Annotated in this window: 16 protein-coding genes and 1 pseudogene; 6 read left to right on the forward strand and 11 right to left on the reverse strand. The window is 36.5% G+C overall.

Annotated elements, in window-relative coordinates; translation table 11 throughout:
* Positions 1-41 precede the first annotated feature (41 nt).
* The 3 genes from OSH00_RS09965 to OSH00_RS09975 form a co-directional block, all read right to left on the reverse strand.
* The gene (locus OSH00_RS09965) at positions 42-818 is read right to left on the reverse strand and encodes a paraquat-inducible protein A (protein ID WP_266130297.1); all 777 of its coding nucleotides are present in this window, start codon (positions 816-818) and stop codon (positions 42-44) included.
* Entirely contained in the window at positions 815-1,465 is a 651-nt protein-coding gene (locus tag OSH00_RS09970) for a paraquat-inducible protein A (RefSeq protein WP_266130298.1), read from the reverse strand. Before OSH00_RS09970 ends, OSH00_RS09965 begins: the two co-directional genes overlap by 4 nt.
* Before the next feature lie 364 nt (positions 1,466-1,829).
* Positions 1,830-2,306, reverse strand: coding sequence for a hemerythrin domain-containing protein (locus OSH00_RS09975; RefSeq protein ID WP_196077854.1), 477 nt, complete (start codon positions 2,304-2,306; stop codon positions 1,830-1,832).
* Positions 2,307-2,941: 635 nt separating this feature from the next.
* Here OSH00_RS09975 and OSH00_RS09980 point away from each other — a divergent pair.
* Genes OSH00_RS09980 through OSH00_RS09990 form a run of 3 tightly spaced genes read left to right on the forward strand, consistent with a single transcriptional unit; the run spans position 2,942 to position 4,710 of the window.
* The gene (locus OSH00_RS09980; RefSeq protein ID WP_266130299.1) at positions 2,942-3,523 is read left to right on the forward strand and encodes a DUF2358 domain-containing protein; all 582 of its coding nucleotides are present in this window, start codon (positions 2,942-2,944) and stop codon (positions 3,521-3,523) included.
* Positions 3,490-3,993 carry a chalcone isomerase family protein gene (locus OSH00_RS09985; protein ID WP_266130300.1) on the forward strand — a complete coding sequence of 168 codons (504 nt, stop codon included), beginning with the start codon at positions 3,490-3,492 and terminating at the stop codon, positions 3,991-3,993. Before OSH00_RS09980 ends, OSH00_RS09985 begins: the two co-directional genes overlap by 34 nt.
* 18 nt (positions 3,994-4,011) lie before the next feature.
* Complete coding sequence (locus OSH00_RS09990) at positions 4,012-4,710, forward strand: response regulator transcription factor (RefSeq protein WP_266130301.1); 699 nt, start codon at positions 4,012-4,014, stop codon at positions 4,708-4,710.
* On the opposite strand, the gene OSH00_RS09995 is transcribed toward OSH00_RS09990, so the two are convergent.
* From OSH00_RS09995 to OSH00_RS10025, 7 genes are read right to left on the reverse strand one after another with little or no spacing between them, the layout of a single operon-like run.
* Positions 4,703-6,025: a sensor histidine kinase gene (locus tag OSH00_RS09995; RefSeq protein WP_266130302.1), complete on the reverse strand. Its 1,323-nt coding sequence runs from the start codon at positions 6,023-6,025 to the stop codon at positions 4,703-4,705. The genes OSH00_RS09990 and OSH00_RS09995 overlap by 8 nt on opposite strands.
* 46 nt (positions 6,026-6,071) lie before the next feature.
* A complete protein-coding gene (locus OSH00_RS10000) occupies positions 6,072-7,121 on the reverse strand; it encodes an SAM-dependent methyltransferase (protein WP_266130303.1) in 1,050 nt (349 codons plus the stop codon).
* An 8-nt stretch (positions 7,122-7,129) separates the two neighbouring features.
* Positions 7,130-7,909 (reverse strand): DUF1295 domain-containing protein, encoded by a 780-nt coding sequence (locus OSH00_RS10005; RefSeq protein WP_266130304.1) that lies wholly within the window; start codon positions 7,907-7,909, stop codon positions 7,130-7,132.
* Positions 7,910-7,947: 38 nt separating this feature from the next.
* A complete protein-coding gene (locus OSH00_RS10010) occupies positions 7,948-9,144 on the reverse strand; it encodes an SAM-dependent methyltransferase (protein ID WP_266130305.1) in 1,197 nt (398 codons plus the stop codon).
* Complete coding sequence (locus OSH00_RS10015; protein WP_266130306.1) at positions 9,141-9,935, reverse strand: DUF1365 domain-containing protein; 795 nt, start codon at positions 9,933-9,935, stop codon at positions 9,141-9,143. Before OSH00_RS10015 ends, OSH00_RS10010 begins: the two co-directional genes overlap by 4 nt.
* 9 nt (positions 9,936-9,944) lie before the next feature.
* Positions 9,945-11,219, reverse strand: a complete 1,275-nt coding sequence (locus OSH00_RS10020; protein ID WP_266130307.1) for an NAD(P)/FAD-dependent oxidoreductase — start codon at positions 11,217-11,219, stop codon at positions 9,945-9,947.
* A complete protein-coding gene (locus tag OSH00_RS10025) occupies positions 11,216-12,205 on the reverse strand; it encodes an acyl-CoA desaturase (RefSeq protein WP_266130308.1) in 990 nt (329 codons plus the stop codon). The genes OSH00_RS10020 and OSH00_RS10025 overlap by 4 nt, the downstream gene beginning before the upstream one ends.
* Positions 12,206-12,806: 601 nt before the next feature.
* Between OSH00_RS10025 and OSH00_RS10030 the strand changes: the two are divergent.
* The 3 genes and pseudogenes from OSH00_RS10030 to OSH00_RS10040 all read left to right on the forward strand — a co-directional run bounded on the left by OSH00_RS10030 (position 12,807) and on the right by OSH00_RS10040 (position 16,574).
* A pseudogene (locus tag OSH00_RS10030) lies at positions 12,807-13,726 on the forward strand (chromate resistance protein ChrB domain-containing protein).
* 2 nt (positions 13,727-13,728) lie between these two features.
* Positions 13,729-15,081 (forward strand): chromate efflux transporter, encoded by a 1,353-nt coding sequence (gene chrA / locus OSH00_RS10035; protein WP_266130309.1) that lies wholly within the window; start codon positions 13,729-13,731, stop codon positions 15,079-15,081.
* Positions 15,082-15,509: 428 nt separating this feature from the next.
* Positions 15,510-16,574 (forward strand): hypothetical protein, encoded by a 1,065-nt coding sequence (locus OSH00_RS10040; RefSeq protein WP_266130310.1) that lies wholly within the window; start codon positions 15,510-15,512, stop codon positions 16,572-16,574.
* Positions 16,575-16,584: 10 nt separating this feature from the next.
* Here OSH00_RS10040 and OSH00_RS10045 read toward each other — a convergent pair whose 3' ends face one another.
* Positions 16,585-17,625 carry an AraC family transcriptional regulator gene (locus OSH00_RS10045; protein ID WP_266130311.1) on the reverse strand — a complete coding sequence of 347 codons (1,041 nt, stop codon included), beginning with the start codon at positions 17,623-17,625 and terminating at the stop codon, positions 16,585-16,587.
* Positions 17,626-17,634 lie beyond the last annotated feature (9 nt).

The following is a 17,634-nucleotide window of genomic DNA, read 5'->3' on the forward strand; positions in this document are numbered from 1 at the left end:
ATCATTCTTTTAGCATTTAATCATGAGGATATGATTTCGTTTTAACGTTTAAATTGATGAATAACAGTTGTGTTCATCTGTTGGGGTTGCTGAGAATTCAACTTGTGAGCCTTGAAATAATTATCCCAAATCAATCGTGGATCAAAGCTCAGTGAAGCAAACATGGTGAGTACAACGACTGCACCAAAAGCAACAGCTCCTGGTCCTGCCAAGATCGTTGCTAAAGATTGAATTTGAATAAGTGCGGTCAACAAAGCAACAACAAACACATCAATCATCGACCAACGACCGATAAATTCAACAATCCGATACAATAATGCACAATGTTCGGGTGAAAAATGCCACCTTGAAGATGATTGCATATACACGGCAATCAAGAGAAAAATCAAAATTAATAATTTTAAAATTGGGATAAAAATGCTTGCCATGAAAATAACCACAGACACCAGATAATCCCCATTTTGCCAAAAGTAGATGACTCCACTGATGATTGTATCTTGCTGACGACCTAATAAAGAATCCGTGACTGTCATCGGCATTACATTGGCTGGAATATATAAAATTGCTGCAGCAATCACTAAAGCAAACGTACGGTTTAAGCTTTGCGGTTTACGCGAGTGTAATCCACTTTTGCACCTCGAACACTTTAGCTCTACATGTATATCCCTGCTGGAACCCGCAAAATTCAATAAACCACAGCAATCGCATTGGATGAATCCGACATCTTTTGCCCGCACATAATTTTTGGACTGTAAATCAACATCAGAAAGATGTTCTAACCATGAATCCTCAGTATCATGGTGATGCTTTTGCGTCATGCTAAGCTCCGATCGACTTCATCCCAAAGATCTTTAATCTTTACCGAAGCAATATAAACCAACAGAATGCTTAAAATCGTAAACGCCCATAGTGCAATACCCGGAATGACGGTCACCATTCCGACCAATTTGACCAAGGTAACCAATACACCAATTAAAAAGACTTCCACCATCCCCCATGTTCGAAATAAAAATAAAGTTTTCATTGCCAATCTGAGATGGAGAGGTCTGTATTTAAACAGACCAACACAGCTTAAGACATAACTCAGCAATAGCAATTCAATCAGAGGTACAATAAATGTAGTCATCAGAATCAGTGCCCCGACAAAAGGACGTTCAATATGAAACATCGTCCATGCCGCTCCTATCAGTGTAGTTTGTGAAGTATTTCCCTGTAATTCCACAATTACGATAGGAAAACTATTGGCAATGACAAATATAATCAGTGCTGTAATTACCAGGGCAAGCAGTGACGACAAAGGTCGGCTACGTCGATACAACTCAGCACCACAACAGGTGCAATAAGCACGCTCATTCACCAACAAGTCAACTTTACGATAAATCGCATCACATTCTTCACAACCAACCAACTCACTCAAGTTAAGAAGTTGTGACGATGCTAAAGGCTGATTATTTTTATTCGCCATAAGCTGACATCCGTTCGATTGATTCTTTCATTTTAAAGAACAGTTAATCTATCTTATACATTTTATTTTTAACATCTCAATCAGTGTTTCTCTTTACTACACAATTTTTAAACAAATTAACATTCAATTCAGGCAGGATAACATCAATGATTGAAATAAAAATTTTTAGATAATTGAAACTTGTATTGTTAAATCACCACTAAAAAGTATCCGTTAGAACGATCATTCCGTTAATTCTGATGTATGGGGTTGCCAACATAAAATACCGATATATCCATGATACATCAGCTAAATTAGTCATCAACCCCAGATCGCATGCTCTCAAAGCAAGTCGCGCTTTAAGCACTCGATCAAGATAACCCATTTAAACAAGGCTATCTTTATCTTTATTTAGATACTTTTGATATTCAGCAGCGTATTGTTTAGCCAAACCTTTTTTCTCGTTTTCGTCTAATATTTTACCTGCCTGCTGAAAAAAACTATGCTCTTCTTCTTTTAAATGATGATGAATAATTTCTGAAAGTTTTTTTGCCGTTGTTAGCCAACCCGGATGACTGAATTTTGTTTCAGTGAGTTGCTCTAACAATTCATCCATTTCATGATGTTCAGAAAGTGCATGTCGCGTAATATTTAAACCAGGATCTGTCATCATTAAAGGAATATAAAAATATCGATCTTCAGCAACTGCATGGGCAAAAAGTTCATTTTTCAATGCATCAAACAAGCTTCTTCTTTCTTCAGTATCTCCAGAGGTTTGAATAAGTTGTTCGGAATACTTTCTTTGCTTATCGTGACTTTTTCTTAATTCATCAAAAATATTATTATTTACTTTAGTATTCATGACTCAATATCCATACAGTTAATTGAATTAAACTTCATTATTATTTAAGGATAAAAAATTTATTGTTGAAATTTGTTTATAAAAAGAAATATATCTGTATAGCACTGTAATTTTTATAAATTATTGTAAAATTTCGTTTTTTTCACAACTAATTATTTATTAGATCTTTTTACAAACTATTTTATAGATAACTTAAAATCAATCACTATTTATGAGTTCTTTTTATTTAAACCACTTATTAAATTCCATTAAAAACCCTCAACAAATAAAAAATATTGTGATTTGCCAATAATCATATCCGTCTTATATCCAACTCAGTTATACAATCTCACTGAAAAAAATTTATTGCGAGATAAGAATTATCTCAAAAAGTTAAAATTTAAAGACCGAAGTTGAGTGGTACAGGCAGGTATATTTTATTGGTGAAGTTCTTACATCGGGTTGAGCTCTAGAAAAACTCTAGAAATGAGAAAGATATGATTGTTTTTTTACTTTTGATAAGATGCTTGTTGCATGACTCATGCTAACCAAAATACAGCTAGAAATGAATAGATGACATCCTATCTTTTTCATCTAACTTCACACCTCTTTCACACGTGTTTATCTAAAGTAGTCAATATGATTAAAAATGGATAATGACCGTGAAAAACTCAAAAACAATATTTGCTTCCCTATTCACATTACTCTGTGTATCTGGGTGTAAAAGTATTCCAAGTTATTCCTCAGATTATGCTAAGGCTAGAGATCATCTAATCGGTATTACATTGAATGATACTCAAGCATTGGATATTGGAACGCGTTTTACATATGCCTTCAATACTTTGGGTACACCTGAATTCGTCAATAAGGCAAGTGCATTATATGCAGATCAACTCTATATCAATGACACACTTTCTCAATTTTCATCACGGCAAAATTTGATTCAACATTTTAAAGCCATGAACAAGCGAGTCAGCAATGTAAGCGTCAGATTATTAAACGCTACCCACCACCAGGATTCAGCCTATATTCATTGGTATATGGCTTATGATTTTAAAATTTTTGGCGTAAATAAAAGAATGGCGTCATATGGCATCAGCGAAATTAAAGTGAATAAAGATCAGCAAATTATTTTCCAACAAGACTTTTGGGATCCTGCAAATGGATTGTTTCGCCAATTACCTTATTTCGGAGGTTTATATTCATGGACATTAACATTCAAAAAATCATCATATTGATTATGTCTGTGGCAGGCATATCCATCAGCATTTGCAGTGTTCAAGCTGCACCTACAAAACAATGTGGAAATGGTGCCATTTTAGTCGGTACCAAACAGATTGGTCAGGTAAGCTACTTTGCAGAGTCATGTAAACAGAACTGGGAAAACCAAAGTATTCAAATGAATTTTTCATACAACCAGAATATTCCTGAATGGGCATTTAAGCGCGCAGCCACCCACTTTTTAAACAAAAACATCGCTGATTTTAAAGACACATCTATTCTTAACCAAATTACGCAACGCTATAAACCGGTAAAGAATGGCGATAAATACACATTAAGTTATGTTCATTCATCGCAAACATTAACGCTTTCACTCAATGGAAAAATATTAGGTCATATTCAAAACCCAAATGCCAACCAATATTTCAGAATTTGGTTAGGTTCTGAGCCGTTTAGTGCTAAATTGAAACAGCAACTCTTGAATTAACAACATAAAGCTATTGTCATGACAAAATATTTTATTCTTATGGTGGAAGACCATTACGAATTAGCCTCTACACTCTGTGAGTTTTTAGAAGCTCATGGTTTTGTCATTGACCATGCACGCAATTTATTTACAGCACGAAATTTATTGAAAAATCACCCTTATCATATTCTTTTATTGGACATCAATTTACCTGATGGATCTGGCTATGATCTTTGTCAGTGGTTAAGAACAGAACAAGGGCTAGATATTCCCGTGCTCATGCTTACAGCGCGTGACACCTTAGATGACAAAATTAAAGGCTTTTCTTCAGGAACTGATGATTATTTGGTTAAACCTTTCGACTTCAATGAACTGGTTATGCGTGTTCGGGCATTAATCAAAAGATCGACAGGAGAGGTTTCAAATAGTAAATTACAAATTCATGATCTTATACTGGATAGTTCACAACAAACGATTCAGCGTGCCGGAAAAAGTATAGAACTTCCACCTATTCAATTTAAATTATTAAAATTATTGATGAGAAATTCACCGAAAGTGATGACTAAACAAGAAATTATAATAGAACTCTGGGGAGATGCAGAACCTGAAAGTGATGCACTGCGCAGCCATATTTATAATCTGCGTAAAATGGTGGATAAGCCTTTTAATCAAAAATTGATCCATACAGTATCTGGAGTAGGATTAAAAGTTTCTCTTGAACCTGATTCGTTTAATTAAGATACACTACAACAACCAATCCTGTGGAAGGTACTAAAGCGGTATCATTATGAACACTCAAATAATACAGGCGATCAAATAACTCTACACGCCAGCCTAGCTGTCTACACAGCTTCTGCACCAGTTGCAGTCCAATGCCATAGCCTTTTGTTTGCAATCTCAATTGAGGACTAGATAAATCCTGTACTTTAATTTCGTTGGGTAAATGAATACCTATCCCGTTATCAGCAATTAGCACTTTGTTTTTTTGTATGATGATATCGATTTCTGATCCTTGGGAATAATTGAGGGCATTACGTAAAATATTGCCAAAAACCATTTTTGTCATAGAGGGATACAACTGTCGTGTCTGATCTGCTATCTCCTGATAAAGATTGATTTGTATTCCTTTCACTTGCCCCACTCCTTCAAGATCAGTTTGTAGTTCTTGTAATAGTTTGAATATTGAACTCTGTTCTGGAGTCAGTGTATTGGTTGTATTGCGTGCAATTGCCAATAATGTATCAACCAATAACTGCATATCTTCTATTGTATTGCTCAAACGAACAAAGACTTTATTATCTCCATAACGAGCTTGGCAAAGCTGAACATTCCCTTTTAGGACAGTTAAAGGTGTCCGTAGTTCATGACTGACATCACGACTGAATTCACGTTCACGATGAATAAATTCAGTTAAAACTTGATGATATTTCTCTAACGCCTGTTTTAAATATTCTGCTTCCATATTCGCATCAGTACCAATATCCTTAAAGGGTGATGCCCCCTTGTTCTGGTGTTCCCAGTCAATATTTTCTAAGGCATTGGCAAGTCGAGTGATTGGAGAAAAATAACGACGTGCGCGACGGTTCCACCACCAAAGCACGCTATACAGTACAAACAAACTTAACATGAGCGGTGCTAAACCAAACAGCCAGATCAGTTTATTGACATTACTTTCACCAAAAACCAAAAGCACATGCTGTCCGTTACGCTCACCATAAACAGTCATACGTTCTTTACCATCAACAAAATGACGTCCCACGCCTGGTGTTAAATGCAGGTTCTGAAAAGTGATCGGCGCTACCTGAGTCCAGCGATATCCATATAAATTTTTAGTATCGGGCAAATCCGCATTTGGATTACGCGCTACACGCATCCAATAATGCTCCATTTCCTGTTCGAGGGCAGTTTTCAATAATGTGCCTTTAATCACCCACGCACTACAGGTAATACCCACCACGATCGATAAAGCAATCAGTCCAATTTGCAACCAGTAATATCGATTAAACACTTCACCCAAGGGATGAGCACGGTTGCCCTTAAATAGCCTCAGCATAAATATATCCCTTGTGTTGCCGGCTGAACTGCACTTTCAATTTAAATTATACGGCTTTCTTGTGGAACAAAAAATGACCGATAATCCATTCTTGTCCTTGGTCAAAACCAAAAAGTTCAGCGCAAGCCATAAAAAAGATTCGCCAGCGTTGCCACCAAATTGCTGCATCTTTACCATAGGTTTGTTCAAACAATGGTTTTAGACTTCGATGCTGTCGGTCCATATTTTCAAGCCAGGCATTTGCTGTTCTCTCATATTGTTTACCAGACCATTGCCAATGCTGTTCTAATTGCAAATGATCTTGAAAATGTAAGAAAGTTGATGCAGAGGGCATGAGTCCTCCACTAAAAAAGTATTTCGACATCCAATCATATTCATTTTTAATTTCAAATGGATAATGTAAAAACCGATGACAGAAAATATGGCACCACAATAGTCCATCAGGTTTAAGCCAGAGATTTATTTTTTCAAATAATTTTTGGTAATTGCGCACATGTTCAAACATTTCCACCGATACCACACGATCATATACACCCGCTTCAAGTTCTAATACATTCACATCGCAGGTGATGACTTTCAAATGATTGTACTGTCGTAATCTGGCTTGTTCCTGTATATAAGCGCGTTGTGTTGCTGAGTTGGATACCACTGTGATGGAAGCATTTGGGTATTGCTCAGCCATCCATAGACTTAAAGATCCCCAACCACAGCCAACTTCCAGAATGTGTTGACCGTCTTTTAATTTTGCTCGCTCGCAATAACATGCCAAGGCCAACGCTTCCGCTTCATCTAAACTGGTTTGAGCATCGGTAAATAGACTGGCACTATATTTTAAGTGCTTTCCTAATACAGCCTGAAAAAACTCAGTAGGCAGTTCATAATGCTGTTGGTTCGCTTTATCAGTTTCAATTGCAATGTCACTGCGTTTAAGCATGTTCACAACATCCATATAACGCTGACTACCCAATTCAGGATCATAGCGCCCTTCTTGAGTTAAACGCTTTTTACTTAAGCTTCTTATCGCCGCACGTATAGCCTGATCTGGAATCAGTCCACTTTCGACCAGCTTTAAAGACTGTTGAATAATATAATCCATGTTGTGATCTACTCTTTTGGTTGCCGCGGAATAAACATTGACGTTCGCTGTTGATAATCTTGGTAATTTTGACCACGATGACGTAATGCCTGTTGTTCGCTAAATGGAATACCAGTGATGTAATATAAAAATAGCCACATCAGTAACGGATAAATCCATAGCAGATAAAGTCCTGCTGCCAAACCTACAATAGGATAGGCAAACCAATGTAACCATTCAAAAAAATAATTCGGATGACGTGAATATTTCCATAAACCTTGATCCATGGTCTGACCTTGATTATTTGGATTCTGTTTAAAACGATATAGCTGTTGATCAGCAGTGCTTTCACCAATAAAAGCCAGCAACATTATGAGAGCAGCCGCAGTGATTGCCCAATGAATCCATTCATTCCACTGTGTTACTGGTGAGCTGAATAACGCCAGCATCGGATAAGAAAACAAAATCGCCAGTACCGCTTGAAATATAAAAAATGCCAAGAAACCCCAGTGTTTCAATTGTCCCATAGTACGGCGCATATTGGCATAGCGGCGATCTTCTTCTGTTTCATGCCAGTAACGGCGAAATAAATGCCATGTCAAACGAAGAAACCAGATACTGCTTGAAAGCCCGATAAAGATACGTACACTCACTGGAGCAATATCCAGCAAAAAAGCAGCACAGATAACATTTACTGCAATACAGAAACTCCAGGCAACATCGACTAAACCGGCACGTTTGTTATAGGTTACGATGAGCCAGCTGATCAGCATAATCACGACATCGAGTAAAAACAATTTCAATAACATTTTGTTTACTCCTTGAGATATCAATGAATGCTTAGAGTTTAATAAGTGCTGGCTTCAAACAACATATGTACGTTACTGATCACTCCTTCTTTGAATCCTCCTTCGCAATAACATAAATAGAAATCCCACATCCGAATAAAATTTTCATCAAATCCAAGTTCAAGAATTTGTTCACGAGCGGCTAAAAAATTCTTCCGCCAAAGATGCAATGTTTGAGCATAACTTTGACCAATATCCTCTAAATGTTTTAAACGCAATTTTTGTTCAGATGCTGTATGCGTTAATACGCTGATACACGGAATAAAGCTACCAGGAAAAATATAGCGTTTAATATAATCGACAGTGTTTAAAGCTTTTTTATAACGTGCATCTTCTATAGTAATGGCTTGAATGAGTCCCAATCCTTTTGGTTTCAACAAATGACGGCACTGTTTAAAATAGGTAGATAAATATTGTTCCCCTACCGCCTCAATCATTTCAATAGAAACCAATTTGTCGAATTTCCCTTCAAGTAAGCGATAATCTTTTAATTGTACCTCTACCCGATGCGCCAAACCTGCTGCTTCAATACGGGCTACGGCTTCATCGTATTGCGCTTGTGAAATGGTAATTGTCGTCACTTTACAGCCATAATTTTGTGCAGCATAAAGTGCAAAACCACCCCATCCGCTTCCAATCTCAACCAAATGATCCATAGGTTTTAATTGTAATTTTTGGCAAATTAAATCTTTTTTATATTCAGACGCTTGTTCCAAAGTCATTTCAGTATCTTTAAACACAGCGCTGGAATACATCATTGATGAATCAAGAAATAATTTAAAGAAATCATTACTCAAGTCATAATGATCTGCTATATTTTTACGACTCCCTTCGATCGAGTTTTTACGCTTTTTATACCAAGCTTTTAAGAAAAATTGGCTCGCCTGAGCAATAATATTTTGATTTAATTGATCCAAAAGATCTCGGTTACGTGCCAAAATTTGAATCAACTCAACCAAATGACTGCTACTCCAGTAACCACGGATATAACCTTCAGCTGCGCCTAGAACACCATACTTACAGATCAAATTTACCAATTTTTTATCATGAACCTGAACAACTGCAATTAACTCAATACTTTCACCCACATAACCATTCCACACTCCATTAAATATAATCTGACCATGACGGAGTTTTACCAGATTCTGTAAAATCAAAGGTAGTGAATCTTGTTCACTGGAAATAAGTGCTTTCATCGCATTGTTTTTCCTTTTTGTTTATTCGGATGCCGATAAAATGGGACCTTTTTCCTCCATAAACGAAAAGCATTTAGATAAATACCTGTCATCATTTTGAAAGGTTCAAAGACACTATCAATAGCATAGCGATGCTGTTGTGAAGAAACTGTGATGGGTGTAAGTGAAAATCGCATAGTTGCATCAAATTGCAGTACATTTTGTTGAAATAGCTGCATATAAATTACATTTTGTTGCTCAGAAAAATTAAACGACCATATGTAGTTCATGTCCATGGGCATAAATGGAGAGACATGAAATGATTTCTTAAACTCAAATTTATAGCTGTTATATTGAGCGTGTTGTACAGCTTTGTTACGACAGTCATGTACATATACCTTACGTTCATCCCACGGCGTGTTGGTTATTTCACTCAGAATAAACAGCGGCTTTTCACTGACATCAAAAATAAAAAAGAATACGACTGAGTTAAAACGGTAACCCAAAGTTCTCGGTAAAGCCAAAACTCGAATCTGAGTATTTAAAGCCAATACACTATTGGCTTGTTTGAGCAATATTTTTTTAATTTTTTGCCGAATTGTTCCAGATTCTTCTATTAAAAAATCATTTGGATCAAGTTTGAGTAAATTCCAACGATCTGAAGACCATAAATAAGATTGCTCAGTAAAGTCATGGATCTGATCCGGATCAAACCATAAATAATTCAACTTTGCTTCAAATTGATGTGGCTTGGGTAAATAGCGTCGATGCCTGATCAAGGCTGTTGCTATGGCGAGTTCAGTCATCAACATGAATACCCCCTAGATTCGCTTTTCTATATGCTTTACGACTTGAGCAGCACTACGTACGCCATCCTCATGAAAACCCCATCCCCAATAAGCACCACAAAAGGAAGTCCGATTTTCACCATTGATCTCGGACCAGCGTCTTTGTGCCTCTATTGCTGATGCATTAAATACAGGATGACGATACTCTCGTTCAACTAAAATCAAGTCTGGTTGAATATCAAAATTTGGATTTAATGTCGCGAAAATTTGTGTCTGGCAGCGCAAGTTTTGTAGTTTGTTCATCCAGTAGCTAAATGCATAATGAACTTGTGGCTTGTTATTTTGCGTATCGAAATTTGCTTGATCTTCAGTAATATGTACATGCCAGCTCGCCCATTGAGATTTCGACTTAGGCATAATCGTCTGATCACAATGCACAACCATTTTATTGTCCTGATAGGAAAATTTGGACAGTATCTCTTGCTCTTGTGCGGATGGATCATTCAATAACTTTAGAGTGTCATCTGCATGACTTGCAAAAATCACCCAATCAAACTGTTGTGTATCATATTCTGTTTGCACAATCACTTGATCAGGCAAACGAGATACACTGATTATTGCTTGTTTTTTAAACTCTATATTTGCTGTCTGCTGTTGAATGGCTTCAACGTAACGAGCTGATCCACCGATTATGGTTTGCCATTGTGGGCGGTCTTTAAGCTGTAGCATTCGATGATGTTGAAAAAAACTTACAACGAATTTATAAGGAATTTTACCCACTTGATCAATAGGACATGACCATAATGCACCACACATTGGATATAAATGCTCTTGGCGAAAAGTCTCGGAATATCCATTTTGATTTAGATACTCCTCAATACTTAAACTGCTATCGAGATCTTTGAGCATGACGTCTTTATTTTTCGAATAAAATTTAAAAAGATCAGAAAGCATGGTTCTGAATTTTGATTTTAAAAAATTTTGTGGTCTGCTCAGTAACGCACTTTTTTTTGATGGATTATATTGCAAACCCGTAATTAAATTATTGACCGAAAAACTCATATCACTGTTTTGTGCTTTTACGCCTAACTCAGCGATCATCTGGCTAAATAAGGGATAATTATAATGATTGAACACGATAAAACCGCTATCAATAGCGAGTTTCTGCTCATCAACCATCAAATCATGCGTATCAGTATGTCCGCCAAAGTACGTATTTTTCTCAAATACAGTGATATGATGATGTTTTGATAATTTCCATGCCGCATACAATCCGGAAATTCCTGAGCCAATAATTGCAATTTTCATGAAGACTCTCCAGTTGAACTTTTATCAGCCTTTGTTTTAATCAAGATATTTACTTTATTTGCTGATTGAGCAATTTTACTGACTTCATACACTCGTGTGGGGATGGGTTTCAATCCCCAAACCAGACCGAGCCAAGACATCATTCTTAAAACATAATAAGTGATATCAATTTGCCACCAATAAAAACCCTGCCTAACGCTCCCTGCATAATAATGATGGTTGTTATGCCATCCCTCACCTAAAGTAATGATCGATAAAAATAAGTTGTTTCGACTTTGATCTTCTGTTTCAAAATCTCGACTGCCATATAAATGTGCGAGTGAATTAATACATAAAGTGGCATGAATTAATAAAACTGTTGAAACTACAAAGCCCCAGACCAATAGTTGTAGACCTGATGTGGCGAGTGATGGATAGACAATGGCAAGCCACTCACCCAAAGCATAAATTGACACTGCGGTTAGCAGCACAATGATCAAGCTAAAACGATCCAACCACACCAGTTCAGGATATTTCAGCCAATCTTTAACCACCTCTTTACGTGTGGCAAAATTATAATCATTTAAAAACCAGCCTAAATGGCTATACCAAAAACCATAGGTCGATGAATGTGGATCATGTTCTGTATCAGTAAACCGATGATGATAACGATGATGTGCAGCCCACCATAAAGGCCCGCGTTGAGCACTCATCGTTCCAATCAACACAAAAACAAATTGAACTATTCGTGAAGTTTGAAAGGTTTTATGTGACAAATATCGGTGGAAAAATGCAGTAATTGAAAACATTCTTATCAGATAAAATAGCAACATGAAAATGACTGCAAACCCAGACACCCCCACGTAAAAAATCCCCAGACAGGCAAGATGTAGAATGATAAAAGGGATAATGCGTAACCATTGAATTTGCTTGCTTTCTGACGAAATGGTCTGTACTGGAATCGGACCAGACCAACTGTCTATCCACTGCCTAACACGATTCAACATAGACGTATCCTAATTTTCTAATGATTGGATTTTATATGAATAAGTTTAATCAACTTGGAATGAAATTTATGTGAAGTGAATATTTTTTATGATACTAGCACGTTTATGACGATGACGATGCTGCTCAACAACTCCATTCATTTTTATTCGATTTCGATAGCAATATCTTCATGAGTTTGCACATAACTTTGCCAGATCCAGACATGGCTTGTGTTGAGTATTTTTCAATCAACAACTTTAGAAACTCACCATTCTGGATCTGTAGATAAAGTTCAGCCTCAAATATATAGCAAACCGTCTCTAACTTAAGTATTTTTAGATAGATAAAATGCTTTGACCTATTGCTTATCAATATCGATTTATTTTCCCGTTCAAAGCTTGAATTGCACTCTAAGTTGTAGATCAAATGCTTTTGTTGGTTTGTTTAATACATTCTGAATGCTCGTTTTATCATTTTCTGTGCATCAAAATCATGCAAATACTGATTTAACTTAACTCTTGCTCTATCTAAATATCGATTCTGATATTAGAAATCTTTTTTTAATATTTGTTCTTTAATATAAATATGCAATACATTAAACAAATAAGTTGAGTATATTACATGGAAATTTCAATACTCATTTCTTCGCCTCCGACTCAGAATACAACGACTCGTATGCAGGTCTTGCAATCTATTAAAACAAGCAGTGCTGCAATCCTTAGAGATGGCGTTTACTTAGTCCCCAATTCCCATACCAAAAAGTTTGAACCTATTGCAAACGATATTAATTCAGAACAAGGAACCGCTTATCTTTTTCATGCAGAACAACCTTTAAACTTTGAAATCGCTGCGCTTTTCAACAGGAAGAAACAATACGATGGTTTCTACAAACAACTTTCTGAGTTAAAAAATCGACTGAGCAAAGATGAGAGGAAAGACTTACTCAAACAGATCCGTAAATTAAGAAAAAGTATCAATGCGCTTATTGAAATCGACTATTACCCTGACGAAACTCAAGTTCAGGCTGCCGATAAACTTTCTCCATTAGAGCTTTTAACTGCAGGTTTTGACGAAGCAAACGCCCCCCGAGCGATCCATGCTGAGATCCAAGGTCTAGATAAAGAGAATTATCAAAACAAGACTTGGACAACTCGAAAAAGACCATGGATTGATCGCTTATCATCTGCATGGCTGATTAAAACTTTTATAGATACTTCTCCCGCATTCATTTGCTTAGAAACCCCAACTGACTGCCCCAAGGATGCAATAAGATTCGATTTTGATGGTGCAACTTTTAGCCATGTCAATCATTGGGTGACCTTTGAAATTCTCTTGCATCGTTTTAATCTAGGCATACCTGCTTTGCAGAAAATTTCTGAAATTGCTCATTACCTTGATGTGGGGGCGTTGAACCACCCGAAGCGATCGGTATTGAAAGCGTTATTCAAAGAATTCGTAGTCAAATGAGTGACGATGATCAACCATTTGCTTTATCCAATCATATTTTCGATGGCTTATATGCCGACTTATCAAGACAATAATCATGGAAAAACAACAAACCTCGGTCGCTGACAAGCCAGTACAATCAGTTCCTTTTTGGCAAGCCTTCTTATTTTGGCTTAAATTGGGGTTTATAAGCTTTGGTGGACCAGCTGGACAAATCGCTGTAATGCATCAAGAACTTGTTGAACAAAAACGCTGGATCTCTGAAAAACGTTTTCTACATGCTTTAAACTACTGCATGTTACTTCCCGGACCTGAAGCACAACAATTAGCGACCTACATTGGCTGGTTAATGCACAGGACGGTAGGTGGGATTGTTGCAGGTGTTTTATTCGTTTTACCCTCTTTATTGATACTGATTGCGCTCTCATGGATCTATATCAAGTTCGGTAATGTTCCTACCGTCGCAGGGATCTTTTATGGAATTAAACCTGCTGTAGTTGCTATCGTTTTTCATGCTACTTTCCGAATTGGAAGCAGATCACTAAAGAATAAGTTTTTATGGACAGTTGCTGCCCTTGCATTCATTGCCATCTTTTTCTTTAATCTACCATTTCCCGTGATTGTATTAAGCGCAGCAATTATCGGATATTTAACCAGTAAAAAATATCCAGATTTTTTTACTGGAGCTGGGAAACACCAGCAAAATCAAAACAATTATGGTCCTGCACTCATTGATGATGATACACCCCCGCCAGAACATGCCAGATTTAGTTGGAAACATTTAGTAAAGATCTTGGTTGTTGCTGGGGTTCTATGGTCTGCACCCATGTTGGTTTTGATTCTCAACTTTGGATGGGATCATAGCTATACACAAATGGCTTGGTTCTTTACTAAAGCCGCTCTACTCACCTTCGGTGGTGCCTATGCTGTACTACCTTACGTATACCAAGGTGCCGTGAATTTTTATGGTTGGCTAAGCCCAACACAAATGATTGATGGTTTAGCACTAGGTGAAAGTACGCCTGGTCCACTGATTATGGTTGTTGCATTTGTAGGATTTTTAGGTGGCTTCAATCATATTTTATTAGGCAGCGATCATACATTCTTGGCAGGTGTTTTGGGCGCCGTAATTGTTACTTGGTTTACATTCCTTTTTTCATTTATTTTTATTCTCGCTGGTGCCCCCTTTATTGAATCAACACATAATGAATTAAAATTTACAGCTCCCCTAACCTCGATCACTGCTGCAGTTGTTGGCGTCATTTTAAACCTTGCTCTTTTCTTTAGTTACCATGTTTTATGGCCCAATGGATTTAATCATGGCTTCAATTATGAGGCTATGTTTATTGCCGTTATAGCATTCATCGCATTATTTTATTTTGAAGTTAAAGTCATGAAAGTTATTTTAGCATCTGCATTATGTGGTCTGATCTTGCATATGTGGCTATAAATTTTTAATCATTGACAAAGCCAGACTTACTTTTGCTTATCGAGTGGTCATCATGGCAGCGCTTTGACTTTCCGAATAATCGTTTGATAACAAGCCTACTCATTTCGGTATGACAAGCTGAAAAGAAATAAACAGCGTTCAGTTGCTTTAGCCTTATATTTGTATGGCTATCTGTATAGCGTGACTGTCGATTATCAGCACCATATCGCCGCTTTACGTGATAGAACATCTCAATATACTCAAATAAATATTTCCCTGATCACTATTTAAATTGGATATTCAATTAAGGAAAATTGAAAAAGCACACCCCTCAAAAACTTAAAATTAGATAAAAATTCTTGAAGTCAAAAAATATAGCTATGCTGTCAATAACTTAATTTTCAATTTTTATACTCTAGATCCAATTACTGATAAGCAATTGAATAGTTATGTATAAATCAAATAGCAAAGTTATTATTGCCTCTTTTTTTTTAATGCTTTTCAAATTAACGGATGCGAATGCTTTATCAGCAATGAGCGATGAAGAAATGTCTAAAGCAACAGGGCAAACTCTTTTCACCCTGCAATATATTGCGGCGAATGATCCAATAAATCCCAATACCAATATAGGTTTTTATAGATTAGGTATGGAAGCAAAACTTGAAATTAATGCAAATATCAATAGATTACAGCTTGGTTGCGGCGGTACTAAAGGTATAGGATGTGATATTGACTTATCTGAAGTTAGGTTAACTGGTTCCCATGCAATTGATGGAAATTATTCGGGGACAGATGCAATTCTTGGAAACCCCTTTTTAGAATTTGCTATAAATCATCCTGATTCAGCTTCTCGAAGAGAAATAGTCGGTTTTCGCTATGGTGCAGAATCAATTTTGGGGCTTTTATCAATAGGGTCAAATCCAGACCCGTTGAAAATTTCGGATGATCGTGGAATAAATTCAATCAGCGGTGATCTAAACATTACAGTAAGTGACTCAAAGTTAAGTAATGGATGTGTCCAACTGATTGTCTGTCTGCCATTTACAGGGAATTTAGCAACTTATAATACTTCCCTTAGTGTAAATAGATCCAATACAATCGATTTAACAGGATTACAGGCAACAACCACTTCAGTCGTAGGATTTCCTGTTGGTCTCACACTAAATAATATTAATGTCCTCGATCAACCTTTAAGCACTGTACATAATTTATTGTTATCAAAAGACAAAAATGGAACCATTCCAACAAGTGACTTTTATTTATCTTTACAATCACGAGATATTATCTGGCAAAAACTAAGTACGCAGAAATTTGATAATCCAAAAGCGCAAGCAGGTTGGTGGATCTCCTTACCGAATTTACAAATTAGTAATTTAGATATTCAACAACAAATCGATGTATCAGCTGCTGATGTTATAAGTGGAATTCTCTTTAACCAGCCAATTTATATCAATCCAATAGACTTAGGACATCGCCCAAGCCAAAATTGTTATGGAAACTTAAAATTCTGCTGAAGAATTTACTTTAAATAAAGGTTGCCCTGTACTTGAGTGGGCTCAAACCAGTCACTCTTTTAAAAAATCGGTTAAAAGCACTTTGTTCAGAGAAAGCAAGCAAACTTGAAATTTCAGTTAAGGATAAATGCTGATCCTCCAAATACATCTTCGCAAGCTCAAGACGAACTTTATCTAATAATATTTGAAAATTTAGGCCTTGAGCAAACAGTCGATTTTTAAGTGTAGACTTTGATATGGACATTTGCTTAGCAACATAGTCCAGTGTAGGGTGACCAACTTCAATCCCCTTCCCTAAAACTTTTTGGAAAGTTAAAAGGAATTCGTTACTTCTAGGGTTTTTCTCAATGTTTATCGATTCTAAATATGCAGCGGCTTGTCTATCTAATAACTCTACAAAAAATGTATTGTTCAAATTAATAGGAACAGACAACGAAGCTTTTTTGAATCTCACAGCTCCATCTTTGCAGTCAAAAAAAACAGGACAATTAAAACTCGTCGTATAGATAAGAGTATTCGATGGTTGAATGCCTGGTAAATTTATTGAAATTGGAGTTATCAGATCATGCTCATTTGTTAATTGCTGAAGCATCTTGATAAAGCAACTAATACCCAGTTCATATCCTATGCGAACGACTTCCATAACATCTTGATTGTTTGAAATTTTATCAAGCCAAGGAACACTCCAGGAGATATTAATGCTATCAACCTCTTCAGTAATATCTATTGAAAATCCATCCCACATAAGTGCATAAAATTTCTTGAACTGTACAACAGCATCATTTAGGGTTTGACAAGGCAAAATTAAGTATCCGAGCAAACCAGAATATATTGGCTGAAAGTAATGGGAAATTTTTATTCCAAGACCGGATTCCGGATGTTTTTCTTGAATTAACTTTAGACACATTCCTAATTCTAAAATGCCCACCCTACTTTCTGCATTCCAATTAGATATATAAGCAGCGCTCAATGAATTATCTAAATGGTTAACAGCCATGTAGTCTCTAAACATTCCAGCAATAGAACCGTTAACTGTTGGGCGAGTATTCATAGTTGATTA

Source organism: Acinetobacter nematophilus (genome assembly GCF_026344175.1).
GTDB classification, from domain to species: Bacteria; Pseudomonadota; Gammaproteobacteria; order Pseudomonadales; family Moraxellaceae; genus Acinetobacter; species Acinetobacter nematophilus.